The 17,106-nt window shown below is 64.6% G+C and carries 15 protein-coding genes and 1 tRNA gene; 9 read left to right on the top strand and 7 right to left on the bottom strand.

The features are described 5' to 3' along the window. Window positions 1-5: 5 nt before the first annotated feature. Window positions 6-80, top strand: a tRNA-Arg gene (locus JY96_RS20100). Between the two features lie 85 nt (window positions 81-165). Beyond that, entirely contained in the window at window positions 166-1,401 is a 1,236-nt protein-coding gene (locus JY96_RS22600; protein ID WP_161784369.1) for a diguanylate cyclase, read from the top strand. Here JY96_RS22600 and JY96_RS20090 read toward each other — a convergent pair whose 3' ends face one another. Next, complete coding sequence (locus JY96_RS20090; protein ID WP_035040127.1) at window positions 1,402-1,677, bottom strand: H-NS histone family protein; 276 nt, start codon at window positions 1,675-1,677, stop codon at window positions 1,402-1,404. Between the two features lie 196 nt (window positions 1,678-1,873). Here JY96_RS20090 and JY96_RS20085 point away from each other — a divergent pair, with 196 nt between their 5' ends. Then, window positions 1,874-2,617 (top strand): metallophosphoesterase, encoded by a 744-nt coding sequence (locus JY96_RS20085; RefSeq protein ID WP_035040125.1) that lies wholly within the window; start codon window positions 1,874-1,876, stop codon window positions 2,615-2,617. 64 nt (window positions 2,618-2,681) lie between these two features. Beyond that, window positions 2,682-4,091 (top strand): bifunctional serine/threonine-protein kinase/universal stress protein, encoded by a 1,410-nt coding sequence (locus JY96_RS20080; RefSeq protein WP_035040124.1) that lies wholly within the window; start codon window positions 2,682-2,684, stop codon window positions 4,089-4,091. A 20-nt stretch (window positions 4,092-4,111) separates the two neighbouring features. Here the strand turns inward: JY96_RS20080 and JY96_RS20075 are convergent, their stop codons facing one another. Then, window positions 4,112-4,933 carry an NAD(P)-dependent oxidoreductase gene (locus tag JY96_RS20075; protein WP_035040121.1) on the bottom strand — a complete coding sequence of 274 codons (822 nt, stop codon included), beginning with the start codon at window positions 4,931-4,933 and terminating at the stop codon, window positions 4,112-4,114. A gap of 289 nt (window positions 4,934-5,222) precedes the next feature. On the opposite strand from JY96_RS20075, the gene JY96_RS20070 reads away from it, so the two are divergent. Continuing rightward, a complete protein-coding gene (locus JY96_RS20070) occupies window positions 5,223-5,714 on the top strand; it encodes a DUF4405 domain-containing protein (RefSeq protein WP_052162794.1) in 492 nt (163 codons plus the stop codon). Window positions 5,715-5,742: 28 nt separating this feature from the next. Here the strand turns inward: JY96_RS20070 and parC are convergent, their stop codons facing one another. After that, entirely contained in the window at window positions 5,743-8,067 is a 2,325-nt protein-coding gene (parC, locus tag JY96_RS20065) for a DNA topoisomerase IV subunit A (RefSeq protein ID WP_035040118.1), read from the bottom strand. Between the two features lie 174 nt (window positions 8,068-8,241). Here parC and JY96_RS20060 point away from each other — a divergent pair, with 174 nt between their 5' ends. From JY96_RS20060 to JY96_RS20050, 4 genes are all read left to right on the top strand, one after another. Next, window positions 8,242-9,879 (top strand): cryptochrome/deoxyribodipyrimidine photo-lyase family protein, encoded by a 1,638-nt coding sequence (locus JY96_RS20060; protein WP_052162793.1) that lies wholly within the window; start codon window positions 8,242-8,244, stop codon window positions 9,877-9,879. Then, entirely contained in the window at window positions 9,880-10,044 is a 165-nt protein-coding gene (locus tag JY96_RS22990; protein ID WP_081961487.1) for a DUF2256 domain-containing protein, read from the top strand. Beyond that, window positions 10,041-11,594, top strand: coding sequence for a cryptochrome/photolyase family protein (locus JY96_RS20055; protein ID WP_035043795.1), 1,554 nt, complete (start codon window positions 10,041-10,043; stop codon window positions 11,592-11,594). Before JY96_RS22990 ends, JY96_RS20055 begins: the two co-directional genes overlap by 4 nt. 125 nt (window positions 11,595-11,719) lie before the next feature. Further along, window positions 11,720-12,505, top strand: coding sequence for a hypothetical protein (locus JY96_RS20050; protein ID WP_035040116.1), 786 nt, complete (start codon window positions 11,720-11,722; stop codon window positions 12,503-12,505). Window positions 12,506-12,528: 23 nt separating this feature from the next. On the opposite strand, the gene JY96_RS20045 is transcribed toward JY96_RS20050, so the two are convergent. The 4 genes from JY96_RS20045 to fliQ all read right to left on the bottom strand — a co-directional run bounded on the left by JY96_RS20045 (window position 12,529) and on the right by fliQ (window position 17,090). Further along, window positions 12,529-14,535 (bottom strand): DNA topoisomerase IV subunit B, encoded by a 2,007-nt coding sequence (locus tag JY96_RS20045; protein ID WP_052162792.1) that lies wholly within the window; start codon window positions 14,533-14,535, stop codon window positions 12,529-12,531. Between the two features lie 30 nt (window positions 14,536-14,565). Next, a complete protein-coding gene (locus JY96_RS20040; protein WP_081961484.1) occupies window positions 14,566-15,966 on the bottom strand; it encodes an alkaline phosphatase family protein in 1,401 nt (466 codons plus the stop codon). Between the two features lie 79 nt (window positions 15,967-16,045). Then, window positions 16,046-16,807: a flagellar biosynthetic protein FliR gene (gene fliR, locus JY96_RS20035; RefSeq protein WP_035040111.1), complete on the bottom strand. Its 762-nt coding sequence runs from the start codon at window positions 16,805-16,807 to the stop codon at window positions 16,046-16,048. A gap of 13 nt (window positions 16,808-16,820) precedes the next feature. Next, window positions 16,821-17,090 (bottom strand): flagellar biosynthesis protein FliQ, encoded by a 270-nt coding sequence (fliQ, locus tag JY96_RS20030; RefSeq protein ID WP_035040107.1) that lies wholly within the window; start codon window positions 17,088-17,090, stop codon window positions 16,821-16,823. Window positions 17,091-17,106 lie beyond the last annotated feature (16 nt).

Genomic DNA, 17,106 nt, shown 5'->3' with positions numbered 1-17,106 from the left:
TTGATCTCCCCGTAGTTCAATGGATAGAACGGCCGCCTCCTAAGCGGCAAATACAGGTTCGATTCCTGTCGGGGGGACCATCAAGTTGGCGCGGCCTTGTCCGAAAACCATGTGACCGTCAAGGCTCTTCGGATGTGGCCTGACGCTTTTCAAGGCTACGCCAACATGGTTCCCAAAGCTCCCCATACATCCGACGACGTCGAAGCGCTGGTGGCGCGCACGCATGTGCCGCTGTCCTACCAGAAGCAATGCGTGCTGGATGCCGTCCACCGCATGCGCAACGGCCTGCTGCTCTACCCCGCGGTCTGGGTGGTGCTGATGCAGGTTGACAACTACGCCAGCCTCCACACCCGCTTTGCCATTGGCCATGGCGTGGCCCTCTTCCTGGCCAGCGCCATCAGGTTGATCTACAACAGCGGCCTCAAACGCGCCATGGAGCGGGACTTCCTCCGCGCACAAAGGCTGTTTCGGGCCTTCTCGCTGCTCTACAACGCCTACTGGGGCACGCTGTGCGCCATCATCCTGGTCGCGCCAGATGCCCCCACGCTGCGCTGGCTCATGTTGATGAGCACCGTCGGCATCACGGCTGGCGGCACCGTGATCGTGGCCATTGATTCGGTGCTGCCCCTGCTCTACCCGCTTTGTACCTTGGGCCCGAGTGTGCTGGCCGTGCTGCCTCGGGGCGGGGCGGCAGACCTGGCCATTGCCGGTCTCAGCGCCATCTTCTTTGCCTACTCCTTGGGCATTGCCAGGATGGTGGGGCGGGAATACTGGGCACGGCAACGCTCTCAGGCCCAGCTCGAACAGCGCGCCCGGGAATTGGAGACCCTCAGCCGCACCGACGCGCTCACCCGTGTGCCCAACCGCCTCAAATTCCAGGAGAGCCTGACGGTGGCCTGGCGCGACGCACGCCGGCGCCACGAGCCGCTGTCAGTGGCCATGGTCGATCTGGACTACTTCAAGCACATCAACGACAGCCACGGCCACCCCTTTGGTGACCTGTGCCTGCAAGCCGCTGCGCAGGGCTTGAGCAGCAAGCTGCGCCGCCCGACCGATCTGGTGGCCCGCTACGGTGGCGAAGAGTTTGTTGTGCTGATGCCCAACACGGGCCACGAAGGCGCCATGCAGATGGCCCAGCTGATGCTCGATCAGATCATGCAGACTTATGTCACCCAGGACGAACACGCCGCGATGTTGAGCTGCAGCATCGGGGTCGCCACCTGGCAGCCGGGCTCCGACGACCAGGCCCAGGCCTTGGTTCAACAGGCCGATGCCGCCTTGTACCAGGCGAAACGCAGTGGCCGTGGGCGGGTGGTGGCGCATATGCCGCCGCCTCCGGAAAGCACCGGCGAAACCACCGACACCGCAGGCGAGAACCGTGAATTGGGTGTGCTGGCCTGATCAGGCCTCGGAAGCGCTCTCGCTTTGAGGCAGGCGCAATTCTTCAACGGTGTAACCCTGACGGGTCAGAGCCTCGCGCAACCAGGTTGGCTGGGCACCTTCGCCATCCCAGGTTTCACCGGTGCGAGGGTGCCGATATTTCAACACCGGCACGCGCACAGGCTCCTGGACCCTCACAGGTTCAGGAATACCAGCTAGTTCGTCCGCAGTGATTTGCCAGAAAGCGACGAGCTTGCGCACCGACCGCAGCACGGCTTCTTGTTCTGCTGTTCTCATCGTGTCTCTTGAGTCGGCAAGCCCGACGATGATGGGCGACCGTATCGGCCTATGGTATCAAACCGCCGGCTGATTTGCCCAGCCGGGCATTTTCAATAAATCCACGGAAAATGCCAGATTGCGCAAGCCCCGATACCCCGCATGGCATCCCGAGGGACGAAGGGTCTAAACTGAGTTCAAGCTGAAGTCCGTTCCCATGAAACTCGCGATCCTCTCAGACCTGCACGCCAATCGACAAGCCACGGAAGCCATCTGGGAACACGCCCGGCAACAAGGCTGTGAGCGTACCGTGTTGCTGGGTGACTACGTGGACTACGGGGCCGACCCCGTCTGGGTGCTGGACTTCGTGCAGCAAAGGGTTCAGGAAGGCGCCATTGCGCTCAAAGGCAACCACGACGATGCCATCCGCCACGAAGGTTCGCACAACATGGGCGAGCACGTTCAGGAGTCCCTGACCTGGACACGGCAGCAACTGAGCGCCGCCCACGTGGCCTTCATCGAATCGCTGCCGCTGGTGGCCGAACTGGACGACTGCCATTTCGCGCATGCCAACCTGCATGCGCCATCGAAATGGGCCTATCTGGACGGCCGCATGGAAGCCGTGCGCAGCATGCAGGTCAGCGCGCACCCCTTCGTGTTTTGCGGGCACATGCACCAGCCCTGCCTGTACCACCTGTCTGCAACGGGCAAGTCAGGCGAGTTCTCACCGGTGGACGGCACGCCCATCATCCTGTCACCCATGCGGCGCTGGCTGGCCATACCAGGCTCGGTCGGGCAGCCGCGTGATGGCAACCCTGCCGCCTGCTATGCCGTGTTCGACACCAGCAGCAAGCAGCTGACTTTCCACCGCGTGCCTTATGACCATGAACGGGCCGCGCAACGCATCCTCGAAGCGGGCTTGCCGATGTTCCTGGCGCAACGCCTGCGCGACGGGCGTTAGCGCTTTCCGGTCAGATCACCACCAGATCACGGCCAATCAAGATCAGCAGACAAAGGACCAGCCGATGACGCCACCTGGAAAACTGCAAGCCGGCGAGGTGATCGATCAATTCAAGCTGAAGGACAAGCTGCACTTGGGCGGCATGGCCACCTTGTGGGATGTGGAGGCGTTGCAAGGGGATCAGGATGTGCCCCTGATCATGAAGATCCCCCGCATCAAGGGCGGCGAGGATCCGGCCACCATCGTGGGTTTCGAGGTCGAGCAGATGGTGATGCCCATGCTCAGCGGGCCCCATGTGCCGCGCTTCGTGACCAAGGGCGACTTCATCCAGCAACCCTACATCGTGATGGAACGCATCCAGGGTGAATCCCTGCGCCCCAGGCTGGACAAGGCGCCCTTGCCTTTTGACGAGGTAGCCGATATCGGCCAGCGCGTGGCCTTCGCCTTGCACGAACTGCACAAGCAGCACCTGGTGCACCTGGACGTCAAGCCCAGCAACATCATGTTCCGCCACACGGGTGAGGCGGTGCTGGTGGACTTTGGTTTGTCCAGCCACGCACAGCTGCCCGACCTGCTGGAAGAAGAGTTTTCGCTGCCCATGGGCACGGGGCCGTACATGTCGCCCGAGCAGGTGCAGTTCATCCGCAACGACCCGCGCAGCGACCTGTTTGCGCTCGGCGTGATGCTCTACCACCTCACCACCGGCGAGCGCCCTTTTGGCAACCCCACCAGCGTGTCCGGCCTGCGCAAGCGCTTGTACACAGACGCCGTGCCGCCGCGCGCGCACCGCCCTGACACCCCCCCTTGGCTGCAGGAAGTGATCATGCGCTGCCTGGAGGTGGACCCGGCCAAGCGCTACCAGACCGGCGCCCAGCTCGCGCTGGATCTGCAACACCCGGAACAGATCCCCTTGACCAAACGAGCCGAGCACACGGCACCCAGAGGCAGCCTGAGCAACATCAAGCGCTGGTTCAAGGCCATGGGCGCCGAGCCCGAAGCACAGGCCAACGCCACCCAGCATGTCGAGCACAGCCCCATCATCATGGTGGCCATCGCGACCAAGGCCAGCACACCCGAGCTGGACAAGAAGCTGCTGGCCACCGTGCGGCGCATCATGCAGATCGAGCCGGGTGCGCGCCTGGCCTGCGTCAGCGTCATGAAGATCAACCGCGTGGGCATGGACAAGCTCATGGACGAAGAAGGCAACAGCCTGCATGTGCAGCAGCTGGTGACCATCAAGCATTGGGCGCGCCCGCTGCAACAACAACTGCAGCTGGACGAGCACCGCCTGACCTTCCATGTGCTGGAGGCCACGGACACGGCCCACGCGCTGGTCGAGTTCGCCAACAAGAACCAGGTGGACCACATCGTGATGGGCGCGCGCGGCAACTCGGCGCTGCGGCGCTACCTGGGCAGCGTGAGTGCGCAGGTGGTGGCCGAGGCGGAATGCTCGGTCACCGTGGTGCGGGTCTAGGGCTCGACGCGCGCTCGCGCTCAGGGCTCGACGTACAGGTCGATCATGGGCGTGCTGCCCGGCGTCACCAGATAACGCTCGAAGTCGGTCACGCCAGCATCACGCAAGACCTGCTCATCCAGGTAGAACTGGCCAGTGGCCTCGCGGCTGGCGCGGGTGAGGATGAGGTAGGCGGCATCCGCCATGATCTCGGGCGTGCGGCCCAGGGTGCCCAATTGAGAGCCGGCGACGTTCAAAGCCGACGTGGCGATCAGCGTGCGTGGCCACAGTGAATTGACGGCAATGCCCTTGGCACGCAGCTCGGCGGCCAGACCGAAAGCCACCATGCTCATGCTGAACTTGGACACCGTGTACGCCGCGTGCGACTCGAACCACTTGGCCTGCAGGCTGATGGGTGGCGACAGCACCAGGATGTGCGGGTTGGCCGCTTTTTCCAGGTGCGGCAGGCAGGCCTGTGAACACATGAAGGTGCCGCGCACGTTGATGTCCATCATCAGGTCATAGCGCTTGGCTGCGGTCTCGGGCGTCTTCGTGAGGTTGATGGCGCTGGCGTTGTTGACCAGGATGTCGATGCCACCAAAGTGCGCGGCGGCCTTGGCCACCACCTCGCGTACCTGGTCCTCATCGCGCACGTCAAGCACCAGGGGCAAAGCCTTGCCGCCGGCCGCCACGATCTCCTCGGCAGCGGAATGGATCGTACCCGGCAGGCGCGGATCCGGCTCGGCGGTCTTGGCGGCGACCACGATGTTGGCGCCATCGCGCGCAGCACGCAAGGCGATGGCCTTGCCGATGCCGCGGCTGGCGCCGGTGATGAACAGTGTCTTGCCTGCAAGGGATGTCATGGGATTCCTGATCGTTGATGTGATCGTCTATGGCCTCTGGCCACCGAGCCTAACCCAGGCGCGCAGGCCTAGCTTGTTGGCGTTTTCCAGCTTGTTTGCGGCCAGCCCCACCTGCCGTGCCTGACCCATACGTCAATGAACCAACCGCACCCAACCATCGCGTCAAAAAACGTACGCACCAACACAATCTCGATGAACTTTAGCCAGGCTCAACAAACGGGCAACAATGCCGCCGCACACTGATGACCTGTCAACAAACAAGGTTCCGTTTCCAACTGGAACGACTGCCATGCAGATCTCTCGCGAATGGGCCACGCCCCTCACCATGGGCGCGTTCGTCCTGATGGCCACCACCGGCATCCTGATGTTCTTCCACGCCGACATCGGCCTCAACAAGGAAGCGCATGAATGGCTGGGCTGGGCCATGGTCGCTGGCGTGGGCGCACATGCCCTGGCCAACATCAGCTCGTTCAAGCGCTACTTCACCAAGCCCGCAGCGTTGGGCATCGTGGCCGTGTTCCTGCTGATCCTGGCGGCTTCGTTCTTCATCCAGGAAGAGAAAGATGGCAAGGGCGGCAACCCCGGGCGGCGCGCCACCATGGCCGTGCTGAATGCACCGATCAGCGACATTGCGCCGCTGGCGCATCAGACACCACAAGCCCTGCTGGCCGACCTGCAAAAGGCCGGTTTCCTGATCGAGTCCACCAACCAGAGCCTGATCAGTGTCACGGGGCCCGAGCAAGCCAATCAGTTCAAGGCCTTGGCGGTGGTCTTTCACTGAGTGGCTTGTGCGCACTGAGCGCCGCAGCTCAGGCCAGCGGCAACACGCGCATCACCTTCTGGAAGGCGTCCACGGCCTTGCCCTTGCGGGCGCGCTTGCCGATGTGGGCCGTATAGGCCGAGTTGCGCACGTCCTCTTCCTTGGCCTTGCCTCCTCGGCCTGAACCGATCACCTTGACGCCGTTGTGCACAGTGGCCACCGAGATCAGCGGGTCCTTCTTGGCATCGACTTCCATCAGCGTCAGGCCGCGCCCGCCGTTGGACTGCAGCTTGAGCTCGTCCAGGCCGAACACCAGCATGCGGCCGCCTTGCGCCAGGCAGGCCACCTGCGTGTGGCCCGGCTGCACCAGAACCGGTGGCAGCACCAGATCACCTTCATCCAGCGTCAGGAAGCCCTTGCCGCCCTTCTGGCGCGTGATGAGGTCGCCCAGCTTGGCCAGCAGGCCAAAGCCGCCGGTGTTGGCGAACAGCAGCGTCTGCTCGACGTTGCCTGCCAGGTAGTGCACCGGCTGCGTGCCCGATTCCAGCTCGATCATGGTGGTGATCGGTGAGCCGTCGCCGCGCGCACCCGGCAGCGCACTCACGGGCACGCTGTAGACACGGCCATTGCTGCCGACCACGATCATCGGGTCCACGGTGCGGCATTCGAAAGTGCCGTAAAGGCCATCGCCCGCCTTGAAAGCAAAGCTCGCCGGGTCATGGCCATGGCCCGTTCTGGCGCGCACCCAGCCCTTGAGGCTGATGACCACCGTCACCGGCTCGTCAATCACCTTGACCTCGGCCACCGCGCGCTTCTCGGCCTGGATCAGGGTGCGGCGCTCGTCACCAAACTGCTTGGCATCGGCTTCGATTTCCTTGATCACGGTGCGCTTGAGCACGCCGGGGTTGTTCAGGATGTCTTCGAGCTTGGCTTGCTCGCCCTTGAGCTCCGCCAGCTCCTGCTCGATCTTGATCGCCTCCAGCCGCGCCAGTTGACGCAGGCGGATTTCCAGGATGTCCTCGGCCTGGCGGTCGCTGAGCTTGAAACGCTCGATCAGCGCGGCCTTGGGCTCGTCGCTGTTGCGGATGATGTGGATCACCTCGTCGATGTTCAGCAGGACAAGCTGGCGGCCTTCGAGGATGTGGATGCGGTCCAGCACCTTGCCCAGGCGGTACTTGGTGCGGCGGGTGACCGTCTCCATGCGGAAGCCGATCCACTCGCCCAGCATCTGGCGCAGGCTCTTTTGCGTGGGCTTGCCATCGGCGCCGACCATCGTCAGGTTGATGGACGAAGAGGTTTCCAGGCTGGTGTGGGCCAGCAAGGTGGTGATCAACTCCTGCTGGTCGATCGTGCGGGTCTTGGGCTCGAACACCAGGCGCACGGGGGCGTCCTTGCTGGACTCGTCGCGCACTGTGTCCAGCACCGACAGCACCGTGGTCTTGAGCTGGGTCTGCTCGGCGGTCAGGGCCTTCTTGCCGCTCTTGATCTTGGGGTTGGTGAGCTCCTCGATCTCTTCGAGCACCTTGGCCGTGCTGGTGCCATGTGGCAACTCGGTCACCACCAGTTGCCACTGGCCACGCGCCATGTCTTCGATCTTCCAGCGGGCGCGCACCTTCAAGCTGCCACGACCACTGCGGTAGGCGTCCTGGATGTCCTGCGCGCTGGAGATGATCTGGCCGCCACCGGGGAAGTCCGGGCCCTGGATCAGCTCGAACAGCTCGTCGTCAGGCAGGCGGTCGTTCTTGATCAGGGCCACGGTGGCCGCGGCCACTTCACGCAGGTTGTGGCTGGGGATCTCGGTGGCCAGGCCTACGGCGATGCCGCTGGCGCCGTTGAGCAGCACGAAGGGCAGGCGCGCGGGCAACTGCTTGGGCTCTTCGGTCGAGCCGTCGTAGTTGGGGATGAAGTCCACCGTGCCCATGTCGATTTCGTCGAGCAGCAGGCGGGAGATCGGTGCCAGGCGGGCTTCCGTGTAACGCATCGCGGCAGCGCCGTCGCCATCGCGGGAGCCGAAGTTACCCTGGCCGTCGATCAAGGGGTAGCGCAGGGCGAAGTCCTGCGCCATGCGCACCATGGCGTCGTAGGCGGCGGTGTCGCCGTGCGGGTGATAACGGCCCAGCACGTCGCCCACCACACGGGCGCTCTTGACCGGCTTGGGCCCGCTGTTGCCCGAGTAGCTCAGGCCCATGCGGTCCATGGCGTACAGGATGCGGCGCTGCACGGGCTTCTGGCCGTCGCACACGTCCGGCAAGGCGCGGCCCTTGACCACGCTCAGGGCGTATTCCAGGTAAGCCCGCTCGGCGTAGTGGGCCAGGGTCAGGGATTCGCCGCCATCGGGGGGCGGCGGGTTGAAATCGATGGTCTGTTGGGTCATCGCTAAAAATCAGGGTCAGAAATCCAAATCTGCGGTGCCGAGTGTAGTGGGTGCAAGCCCCTCCTCCCGCCACGCCCAGATCCGAATGCCTGCAAGCGTGAAACGATGCATTGACAAGCCTTTGACGCCACTTTTGATGACTGATCACCCCACCATCGGCGTCAACATGGCGGCATGCCCTCTGCACTTGTCTGGTTCAAGCGCGACCTCCGCACACCCGATCACGCCGCCTTGCGTGCGGCGCAGCGGTTCGCGGATGGCGGCCCCGTTCGTTGTGTGTACGTGATCGAGCCCGGCCTGTGGCAGCAGCCGGACGCGTCGGCACAGCACTGGGGCTTCGTGCGCGAGTGTCTGGCCGACCTGGAGGCCGCGCTGAGCGAGCTGGGCGGCGAACTGTGGGTGATGGCCGGCGAGGTCACCGCCGTGCTGGCGCGCATCCACCAGGTTGAGCCTTTCCTGGCACTGTTCTCGCACGAGGAAACGGGCAATGCCTACACGTACGCCAGGGACGTGGCGGTGGGTCATTGGTGTCGAGCGCACGGCATCGCGTGGCAAGAGCGGCCTCAGTTTGGCGTGGTGCGCCGCCTTCGCGACCGCGACCTGTGGCACCGCCATTGGCACGGCTTCATGAACAAGGCGCCGCTGGCTGTGCGGCCCTTCGCTGCCACACCGGCCACCGCGGCTGTCAAGCCAGATGCCTCAGGGCTCAAGCAGCTTGTTCACCTGCCGGCCGAGCGGTGGCCGAGTGCCAGCCAGTTGGGCCTTGCGCCAGAGGAGCCGCCTGCTCGCCAACGTGGCGGGCGCCGCGAGGCCCTGGCGATCCTGGATGACTTCCTGCACGACCGTTGCGGCCAGTACCGCGGCGGCATTTCTTCGCCACTGTCCGCGCCAACGGCCTGTTCGCGGCTGTCCCCCTACCTCGCCCACGGCTGCTTGAGCATCCGGGAAGTGGTGCAGGCCACGCAGGCGCGCTTGAATGATCTGGAAGACGAGGCCTCCCTGCCTTGGGCGGCGCGCCAGCGTTCGGGGCTCAGCGCCTTCATGAGCCGCCTGCACTGGCACTGCCATTTCATCCAGAAGCTGGAGAGCGAACCCGAGCTCGAGTGGCGCAACCTGCACCGCGGTTACGACCAATTGCGCGAACCCGACTTCAACGCCCGGCATTTCGAGGCCCTCATGCAGGGGCGCACGGGCTGGCCACTCGTAGACGCCTGCGTGGCGATGCTGCGCCACACCGGCTGGCTCAACTTCCGCATGCGGGCCATGCTGGTGTCGGTGGCGGCCTACCCGCTGTGGCTGCACTGGCGGCCCGTGGGCGAGTGGCTGGCACGGCAGTTCCTGGACTATGAGCCCGGCATCCACTGGAGCCAGTTGCAGATGCAATCCGGCACCACGGGCATCAACACCACGCGGGTCTACAACCCCATCAAGCAGGCCCGTGACCATGACCCGCAGGGGCACTTCGTCAGGCACTGGCTGCCCGTCATGCGCCGGGTGCCGCCTGAGTGGCTGTTCGAACCCTGGCTGATGCCCGAAACCGTGCAGACTCGCTGCGGCCTGCGCGTCGGCGAAGACATCCCCGTGCCCTTGGTTGATCTCGCGGTCGCCACACGGGCAGCGAAAACCAGCGTGCATGCCCTGCGGGTCAGGCCGGAGATCAGGGCCGCTGTGGGCGAGATCGTTCACAAGCACGGCTCGCGCATGCACCGCGACGGCACCCGCTCACGTGCCACGCCGCGCCCCGTCAGACGCGAGGCCGATACGGCCGCAGCCGCATCGCACGGCAGCCCTCAACTCACGCTGGATTTTTGAATGCGCATGATCAAGAAAGGCGATTTGCCTCAGAAGCCTTGCCTTCACTGTGGGCGCCCCTTTGCCTGGCGAAAGAAGTGGGCCAAGGTCTGGGATGAGGTGCGTTATTGCTCCGAGCGATGCCGTCTCAACAAGAAGCCCTCATCCGCGCCATCCTCGCCATGAAGCCAACGCCCGAGCAGACTTTGCGCCTCGTTCTGGGCGACCAGCTCAACCCGCTTCACCCCTGGTTTGACGAGGTGCGTGAAGACGTCGTCTACGTGCTCATGGAAGTACGCCAGGAAACCGACTACGTGCTGCACCACGCGCAGAAGATCCTGGCCATCTTCGCGGCCATGCGGGCGTTCGCCCGCCAGCTTCGCGAAGCCGGCCACCGCGTGCGCTACATCGCCATCGATTCGCCCAGCAACCGCCAGTCGGTCACGGCCAACCTGGATGCCTTGATGACGCACTACGGCGCCTCGTCGGTGCAGTACCAGGCGCCAGATGAGTGGCGACTCGACGCGCAGTTGGCTGCCTGGCGCGAAAGCCTGATCCAGCGGGGTCTGCATGGCGAGATGGTCAGCAGCCACCATTTCTACACGGAGCGCGACGAGGCAGCCCGTCTGTTCGAGGGCCGGCGCAGCTGGCTGATGGAGCACTTCTACCGCCACATGCGGCGGCAGCATGGCGTACTGATGGAGACGCCCCAGAAGCCCGCTGGCGGGCAATGGAATTTCGACCATGACAACCGGGAGCCGTGGAACGGCTCGCCGCCCGAACCGATGGACTGGCGCCAGCAACATGATCACCAGGCCTTGTGGCACACCATCGAGACCAGTGGGGTCCAAAGCTTCGGTCAACCGCAAGCCAGTCAGTTCGCCTGGCCCCTGCATCGCGACGAGGCCTTGCAGCACCTGGAGGCCTTCATCCAGCACGCCTTGCCCCACTTTGGTCGGTTTCAGGACGCCCTCAGCCAGCAGAGCTGGCGGCTCTTCCACTCGCTGCTGTCCTTCGCGCTGAACGTGAAGATGCTCCATCCCCGCGAGGTGGTCACCCGCGCGGAAGCAGCCTGGCGCGAAGGCCACGCGCCCCTTGCAGCGGTCGAAGGCTTCATCCGGCAGATCCTGGGTTGGCGAGAGTACGTGCGCGGTGTGTATTGGGCCCACATGCCAGGCTATGCACAGCACAACGCGCTGGCACACCGGCATCCCCTGCCCGACTGGTTCTGGACGGGCGACACCAGAATGGCCTGCCTGGCAAAAGCCATCAGCCAGTCACTGGATCAGGCGTATGCCCACCACATCCAGCGCCTGATGGTGATCGGCAACTTCGCCCTGCTCGCGGGCTTGAACCCGCACGCCGTTCACCAGTGGTACCTGGGCGTGTACATCGATGCCTTCGAGTGGGTGGAGCTGCCCAACACCCTGGGCATGAGCCAGTTCGCCGACGGTGGTCTGCTGGCGACCAAGCCCTATGTGTCGTCAGCGGCCTACCTGGATCGCATGGGTGACCATTGCGGCAACTGCCACTACCGCAAGAAGGAGCGGCTCGGCGAGCGGGCCTGCCCCTTCAACGCCCTGTACTGGGACTTCCACATCCGCCACGCACCCTTGCTGCGTCACAACCCGCGCATCGGCATGGTCTACAGGCAGATCGACAAGATGGCACCAGAGGCCATCACGGCCATTCAGGCGCAAGCCAGGCACCTGCAAGCGAACCTGGCCGAGCTGTAGATCCGCGCTTGCAGGCCCGGGTTGATTGCAGGAAAAGGCCGCAAGAGGCCCTGGAACTGCTCGCATGGTGGCGCCGGGCTTCGCGCTATCTTGCAAGTTCCTGGATTCTGTTTCGGAGACGCGTCATGGGCCAACCCGCAAGCCTTGCCTGTCTGCGCACCCTCGCGCTGACCAGCCTGCTGTCGGCTGCCTGCGCCACGTCGGGCGCACGCGAGCTGGATGCCAAAGACCCGGTCCGTGCATCGCTCATCAACCTGGCGCGTGACGTTCAGGTGGCCGGCCTGCCCAATGATTCAAGACTGAGCCTCAGCCTGGCCTGGATCGACGGCGGGCAGGCCAAGGTGTGCGCTGCGGCAAGAAGCGCGGATGGCGACTTGCTTGTGCAGGATGGCCGACTGCAGCTCAAACGGGTGGTGTTCCAAAAGCGAGGCGCACGCTGGGCGGTAGAACGCGCCGAGCACCTTGTCATGCGCGAGGATCAGTCCATGCCCGACGCATGTGGGCACGGCGCACCCGATCCCCAACTCGCCACCGCGCTCAAAGAGCTGGACGCGCATCCACCGACAGCGGGCATCCGAAGCGCGCCGGCCGCGAAAGCCGTGGCCCATGCGGCCAATGCGCCGGCAGGCACGCAGGCCCAGTGCGCGGACGCCGAACCGAAACACGCCAACCCGCAACCGTCAGGCCCCGGCGTGGTCAGCCTGCCGGGCCGCAGCCTCTTGCACTTCGCCCCGGATCTGGCGTGCTTCATGGGCAAGCACATCGTGGGCGGCGACAAGGTTCAGATCCTTGCCCATGTACCTGGCTGGACGCGTGTGAGCTACACGCACCCGATCACCCATGTCACCACGCAAGGCTGGCTCAAGAGCGAGCGGGTCAGGCTGGACGAGCGCTCGGCCGCCAGCCTCTGAACCAGCCTGCGACAGGCCCCTGATCAGATGTCGATCTCGACCGCGTCGCCGTGCAGCTCCATGAGTTCACGACGTGAGGCGGCTTCGCCCTTGCCCATCAGCTTGTTGAACGAGCCCTCGGTCGACTCGAAGCCGGGCTCGCCGTAAGCCACAGGCAGCAGGCGGCGTGTATCCGGGTTGAGCGTGGTGTCCCACAGCTGCTCGGCGTTCATCTCGCCCAGGCCCTTGAAGCGGCTGATGGACCAGGCGCCCTCGCGGCAACCCTCCTTGCGCAGCTTGTCCAGAATGGCGGTGAGCTCGCCTTCGTCCAGCGCATACAGCTTGGCCGCCGGCTTCTTGCCACGCGCGGGTGCATCCACCCGGTAGAGCGGCGGGCGCGCGATGTAGATGTGCCCGGTCTCGATCAGCTTGGGGAAGTGGCGGAAGAACAGCGTCAACAGCAACACCTGGATGTGCGAACCGTCCACGTCGGCATCAGACAAGATGCAGATCTTGCCGTAGCGCAGGCCTGACAGATCGGGCGAGTCGTTGGGCCCGTGCGGGTCCACGCCGATGGCCACCGAGATGTCGTGAATTTCATTGTTCTTGAACAGCAGGTCGCGCTCGACCTCCCAGGCATTGAGCACCTTGCCGCGCAGGGGCAGGATGGCCTGGGTTTCCTTGTCGCGGCCCATCTTGGCGCTGCCGCCGGCCGAGTCACCCTCGACCAGGAAGACTTCGTTCAAGCTCAGGTCACGGCTTTCGCAATCGGTCAGCTTGCCGGGCAGCACGGCCACGCCGGAGCCCTTCTTCTTCTCGATCTTCTGGCCGGCACGCTGGCGGGCTTGCGCCTGCTTGATCACCAGCTCGGCCAGCTTCTTGCCGTATTCCACGTGCTGGTTGAGCCACAGCTCCAGCCCAGGCTTGACGTAGGTGCTGACCAGGCGAACGGCGTCGCGGCTGTTCAGGCGCTCCTTGGTCTGGCCCTGGAACTGCGGGTCCAGCACCTTGGCCGAGAGCACGAAACTCGCGCGGCTGAACACGTCATCCGGCATCAGCTTGACGCCTTTGGGCATCAGCGAGTGCATCTCGATGAAGCCCTTGATGGCATTGAACAGGCCGTCCTTCAGGCCTGCCTCGTGCGTGCCGCCTGCCACCGTGGGGATCAGGTTGACGTAGCTCTCGCGCATGGGCGAGCCCTCTTCGGTGAAAGCCACGCACCAAGCGGCGCCCTCGCCTTCGGCGAAGTTCTCGGTCTCGCCGCCGGAGGCGTACTGCTCGCCTTCGAACAGCGGGATGATAGGGTCGGTGGTGAGCGTCTGGGTCAGGTAGTCACGCAGGCCGCCCTTGTACAGCCAGGTCTGCACCTCGCCGGACTTCTCGTGCGTCAGCGTGATGGTCACCCCAGGCATCAGCACGGCCTTGCTGCGCAGCATGTGCACCAGCTCGGCCTTGGGCAGCTCGGCGCTTTCGAAATACTTGGCGTCGGGCCAGGCGCGCACGGTGGTGCCGTTCTTGCGGTCGCCGCTGGCGGCCGGGCGCACCGTCACCGGCTCGATCACGTCGCCGCCGCTGAAGGCCAGCTGGGCCACCTGTTTTTCGCGACACACCGTCACCTGCAGGCGGGTGGACAGCGCGTTGGTCACGCTCACGCCCACGCCGTGCAGGCCACCCGAGAAGCTGTAGGCGCCGCCCGAACCCTTGTCGAACTTGCCACCCGCGTGCAGGCGGGTGAACACGATCTCGACCACGCTGACGCCCTCTTCCGGGTGCAAACCGAAAGGAATGCCGCGCCCCTCGTCTTCCACGCTGACCGAACCGTCGGTGTGCAGCGTCACGGCAATGCGTTTGCCGAAACCCGCCAGGGCCTCGTCGGCGGCGTTGTCGATCACCTCCTGGATGATGTGCAGGGGGTTGTCCGTCCGGGTGTACATGCCCGGGCGCTGTTTAACAGGCTCCAGGCCCTTGAGGACCCGAATCGAGCCTTCGCCGTAGTTGGCACTGGGTTGAGACGACACGCTGGCGGCTTTGGGGGAAGACTTGGATGACATGGGCGCCGATTCTACGAACTTCGGTGGCACTTACTTCGCGGGTTTGCCGGATACCCGGGCGGGCACCTTGTCGAACACTTCCGTGATGGGCTGCAGATTGAGCCACTCTTTCTCGGCCTCCGAGCCCGAGCCATCCACCACCTTGTGGTAGCGCCGGAAATCGTCCTTGAAGCGCGCAAGGGCCCCGTTGAACCACAACACGGTCGACAGCACATTGAGGTGATCGATGCGCTGCTCGTACACACCGGGTTTGACGCCCGCGCCATAAAACAGCGTGGGGATGCGGTGCGTGCCGGTGATGTAGGCATCACCCCGGCTGTCGTCGGTGCTGCCGTCTTCGTCGAAGGTGATGATCAGCAGGCTGTTGTGCTTGACCGCCCATTCGGCATACGGGCCGATGTGCTGGCGCAGCCAGTCGTCAGCCGCCTTGGCCGTGTTGCTGTGGGCGTCGTGCTGCTCGTTGGGCACGACGATGGCCACATCAGGCAACTTGTCAAAAGGCAAAACGGTGCCATCGGCGTGCTTGGCAAAGCCCCGAAAGCTCTGCTTGAGCAGCGGGTCGCGGGTGGGCTCGAAGGCCAAGTTCACGCTCAGGGGCATCACATGCTGGGCCAGATCACCGTTGAGGCCACGCGGGCTGGTGGGGTGGATCTGGTCCGTCCAGTTGACCGTAGGGTTGTGCTTGCGGCGGTAGTCGTCTGACAGGGCGAAGTTGGCGTTGCAAGGCGCGATGCTGGAGTCCGTGCCGCAGTTCCAGCTCGGGTACGGCAGCGATTCGCAAAAGCTCAGGAAGGTGCCGCCGCCCTGCAAGATGGCCGCGCCCAAGTTGGGCGAGGTAAACGGCAGCCAGGCGTTGGGCACGTTGCTGTTGGCCACGCCCACATTGGTTTCACTCTGGGTGGCCAGGGGGTTGCCATTGCGGTCGCGCAGCGCCACGCCCTTGTACGGTGAGCGTTCATCTTCAAACCACGCGGGCAGCACACCCTGGTGGTGGCCAGAGAACAAAAACAGGTAATTGGGCTGGCTGGAGCGCGTCGGCAGCGGCGAGTTGTAAGGCGTGCGCCCGAAGTTCGAGTTGCTGAAACGTGCGCCCTTGTCGGCCAGTTCATTGAGGAAGCGCCAGTCCGAAGCGGCGTCGTACACCGGCGCCTTGCGCTCCTTGCGCTGGCCCGCGGTGGCGTCATAAGCCGACAGGTTTTCCAGGACGACGATGACGGTGTGGTCCGGCTTCCAGACGGGCGTGGGCTCGGAGGGCTTCTCGCCCTTCTCGCCCTTGGCGGCCCAGGCGGGCAGCCCCACCGTGCCGCTGACACCTGCCCCCAGCAAGCCGCCCAGCACCTGTCGCCGCGCGAGGCCGTCAGCCTGCGGCGCGCCCTCGGGCGAGGCCTGTGTCGAAGAAGCGGGATGGGATGGGCGAGATGGCACTTTCATGGGCGCCAAGGTTAGCGCCAATTCAGTGCAAGCGTGGCAAGCTCAGGGCCGAAATGGCCAGATCAGGTCGTCTGCAGACCTACTGGAAGTAGGCCATCATCCGCTCGAGCGCCATGGTCAGCGGCGTCTGCATCATGGGCAGCGTGAGCCACAGGCCAGTGAACCCCACCGCCAGCGTGATCGGGAAGCCGATCGAGAAGATGTTCATCTGCGGCGCGACGCGGGCCACCAACCCCATCACCATGTTGACCAGGATCAGCATGGACACCACAGGCAGCGACACCCACAGCCCCAGCTTGAAGACCTCGGCGCCCCACACCTGCGGCTGCACCGCGTTGAGGAAGTTCAAAGGCTCGGGTGACACCGGGAAGGCATGAAAGCTGCCCAGCACAGCACCCGTCAGCATCAGATGCCCGTTCATGACCACGAACAGCCAGGCGGCCGTGGTGCCGTAAAAGCGGCTCACCGCCGTGACCTGCGTGCCACTGAGTGGGTCGAAGAAGCTCGCGAAGTTCAGGCCCATCTGCAAGCCGACCAGTTCGCCCGCAAACTCGATGGCAGCGAACACCACGCGGGCCGCAAAACCCATGGTCAGGCCGATCAGCACCTCGTGCGCGATCACCATCAGCGAAGCAGCAGAGTTCAGCGAGATCGGGGGCATCTCGGGCAGGCTGGGCTGCGCGCACACCACGATCAGGATGCCCAGGCTCAGCCGCACGCGGCGCGGGATCACACGCATCGACAGCACGGGCGCCGAGGTGAACAGGCCCATGACCCTGAAGAAGGGCCACAGCCAGGGCGTGATCCACGCCAGGACCTGGGCTTCGGAGAAGCTGACCATGTGTGAAGGCCGATCAGCCCACCACGGACGGGATCGACTGCAGCACCTGCTGGATGTACTCCACCAGCTTGGTCAGCATCCAGGGGCCGGCCACCGCCAGCGTGGCAAAGGCCGCCAGCAGCTTGGGCACGAAGGACAAGGTCTGTTCATGGATCTGGGTGGCCGCCTGGAAGATGCTCACCAGCAGGCCCACCACCAGCACCACCATCACGATGGGGCCGCAGACCATCAGCAGCGTCAGCAAGCCGTCACGGCCAAAGGTCAGTACTTGTTGGGGATCCATGATCCGGCCTCTTTCT

Source organism: Aquabacterium sp. NJ1, assembly GCF_000768065.1.
Lineage (GTDB): Bacteria > Pseudomonadota > Gammaproteobacteria > Burkholderiales > Burkholderiaceae_C > Aquabacterium.
This window is presented reverse-complemented; position numbering and strand designations above follow the sequence as displayed.

Coding starts and splice junctions, on each gene's coding strand:
- JY96_RS20075 (WP_035040121.1), bottom strand. CDS start 4,933: ATGACATCCCTTGCAGGCAAGACACTGTTCATCACCGGCGCCAGCCGC.
- JY96_RS20040 (WP_081961484.1), bottom strand. CDS start 15,966: ATGAAAGTGCCATCTCGCCCATCCCATCCCGCTTCTTCGACACAGGCC.
- JY96_RS22600 (WP_161784369.1), top strand. CDS start 166: ATGGTTCCCAAAGCTCCCCATACATCCGACGACGTCGAAGCGCTGGTG.
- parC (WP_035040118.1), bottom strand. CDS start 8,067: ATGACCCAACAGACCATCGATTTCAACCCGCCGCCCCCCGATGGCGGC.
- JY96_RS20080 (WP_035040124.1), top strand. CDS start 2,682: ATGACGCCACCTGGAAAACTGCAAGCCGGCGAGGTGATCGATCAATTC.
- JY96_RS20060 (WP_052162793.1), top strand. CDS start 8,242: ATGCCCTCTGCACTTGTCTGGTTCAAGCGCGACCTCCGCACACCCGAT.
- JY96_RS20090 (WP_035040127.1), bottom strand. CDS start 1,677: ATGAGAACAGCAGAACAAGAAGCCGTGCTGCGGTCGGTGCGCAAGCTC.
- JY96_RS20070 (WP_052162794.1), top strand. CDS start 5,223: ATGCAGATCTCTCGCGAATGGGCCACGCCCCTCACCATGGGCGCGTTC.
- JY96_RS22990 (WP_081961487.1), top strand. CDS start 9,880: ATGCGCATGATCAAGAAAGGCGATTTGCCTCAGAAGCCTTGCCTTCAC.
- fliR (WP_035040111.1), bottom strand. CDS start 16,807: ATGGTCAGCTTCTCCGAAGCCCAGGTCCTGGCGTGGATCACGCCCTGG.
- JY96_RS20045 (WP_052162792.1), bottom strand. CDS start 14,535: ATGTCATCCAAGTCTTCCCCCAAAGCCGCCAGCGTGTCGTCTCAACCC.
- JY96_RS20085 (WP_035040125.1), top strand. CDS start 1,874: ATGAAACTCGCGATCCTCTCAGACCTGCACGCCAATCGACAAGCCACG.
- JY96_RS20050 (WP_035040116.1), top strand. CDS start 11,720: ATGGGCCAACCCGCAAGCCTTGCCTGTCTGCGCACCCTCGCGCTGACC.
- JY96_RS20055 (WP_035043795.1), top strand. CDS start 10,041: ATGAAGCCAACGCCCGAGCAGACTTTGCGCCTCGTTCTGGGCGACCAG.
- fliQ (WP_035040107.1), bottom strand. CDS start 17,090: ATGGATCCCCAACAAGTACTGACCTTTGGCCGTGACGGCTTGCTGACG.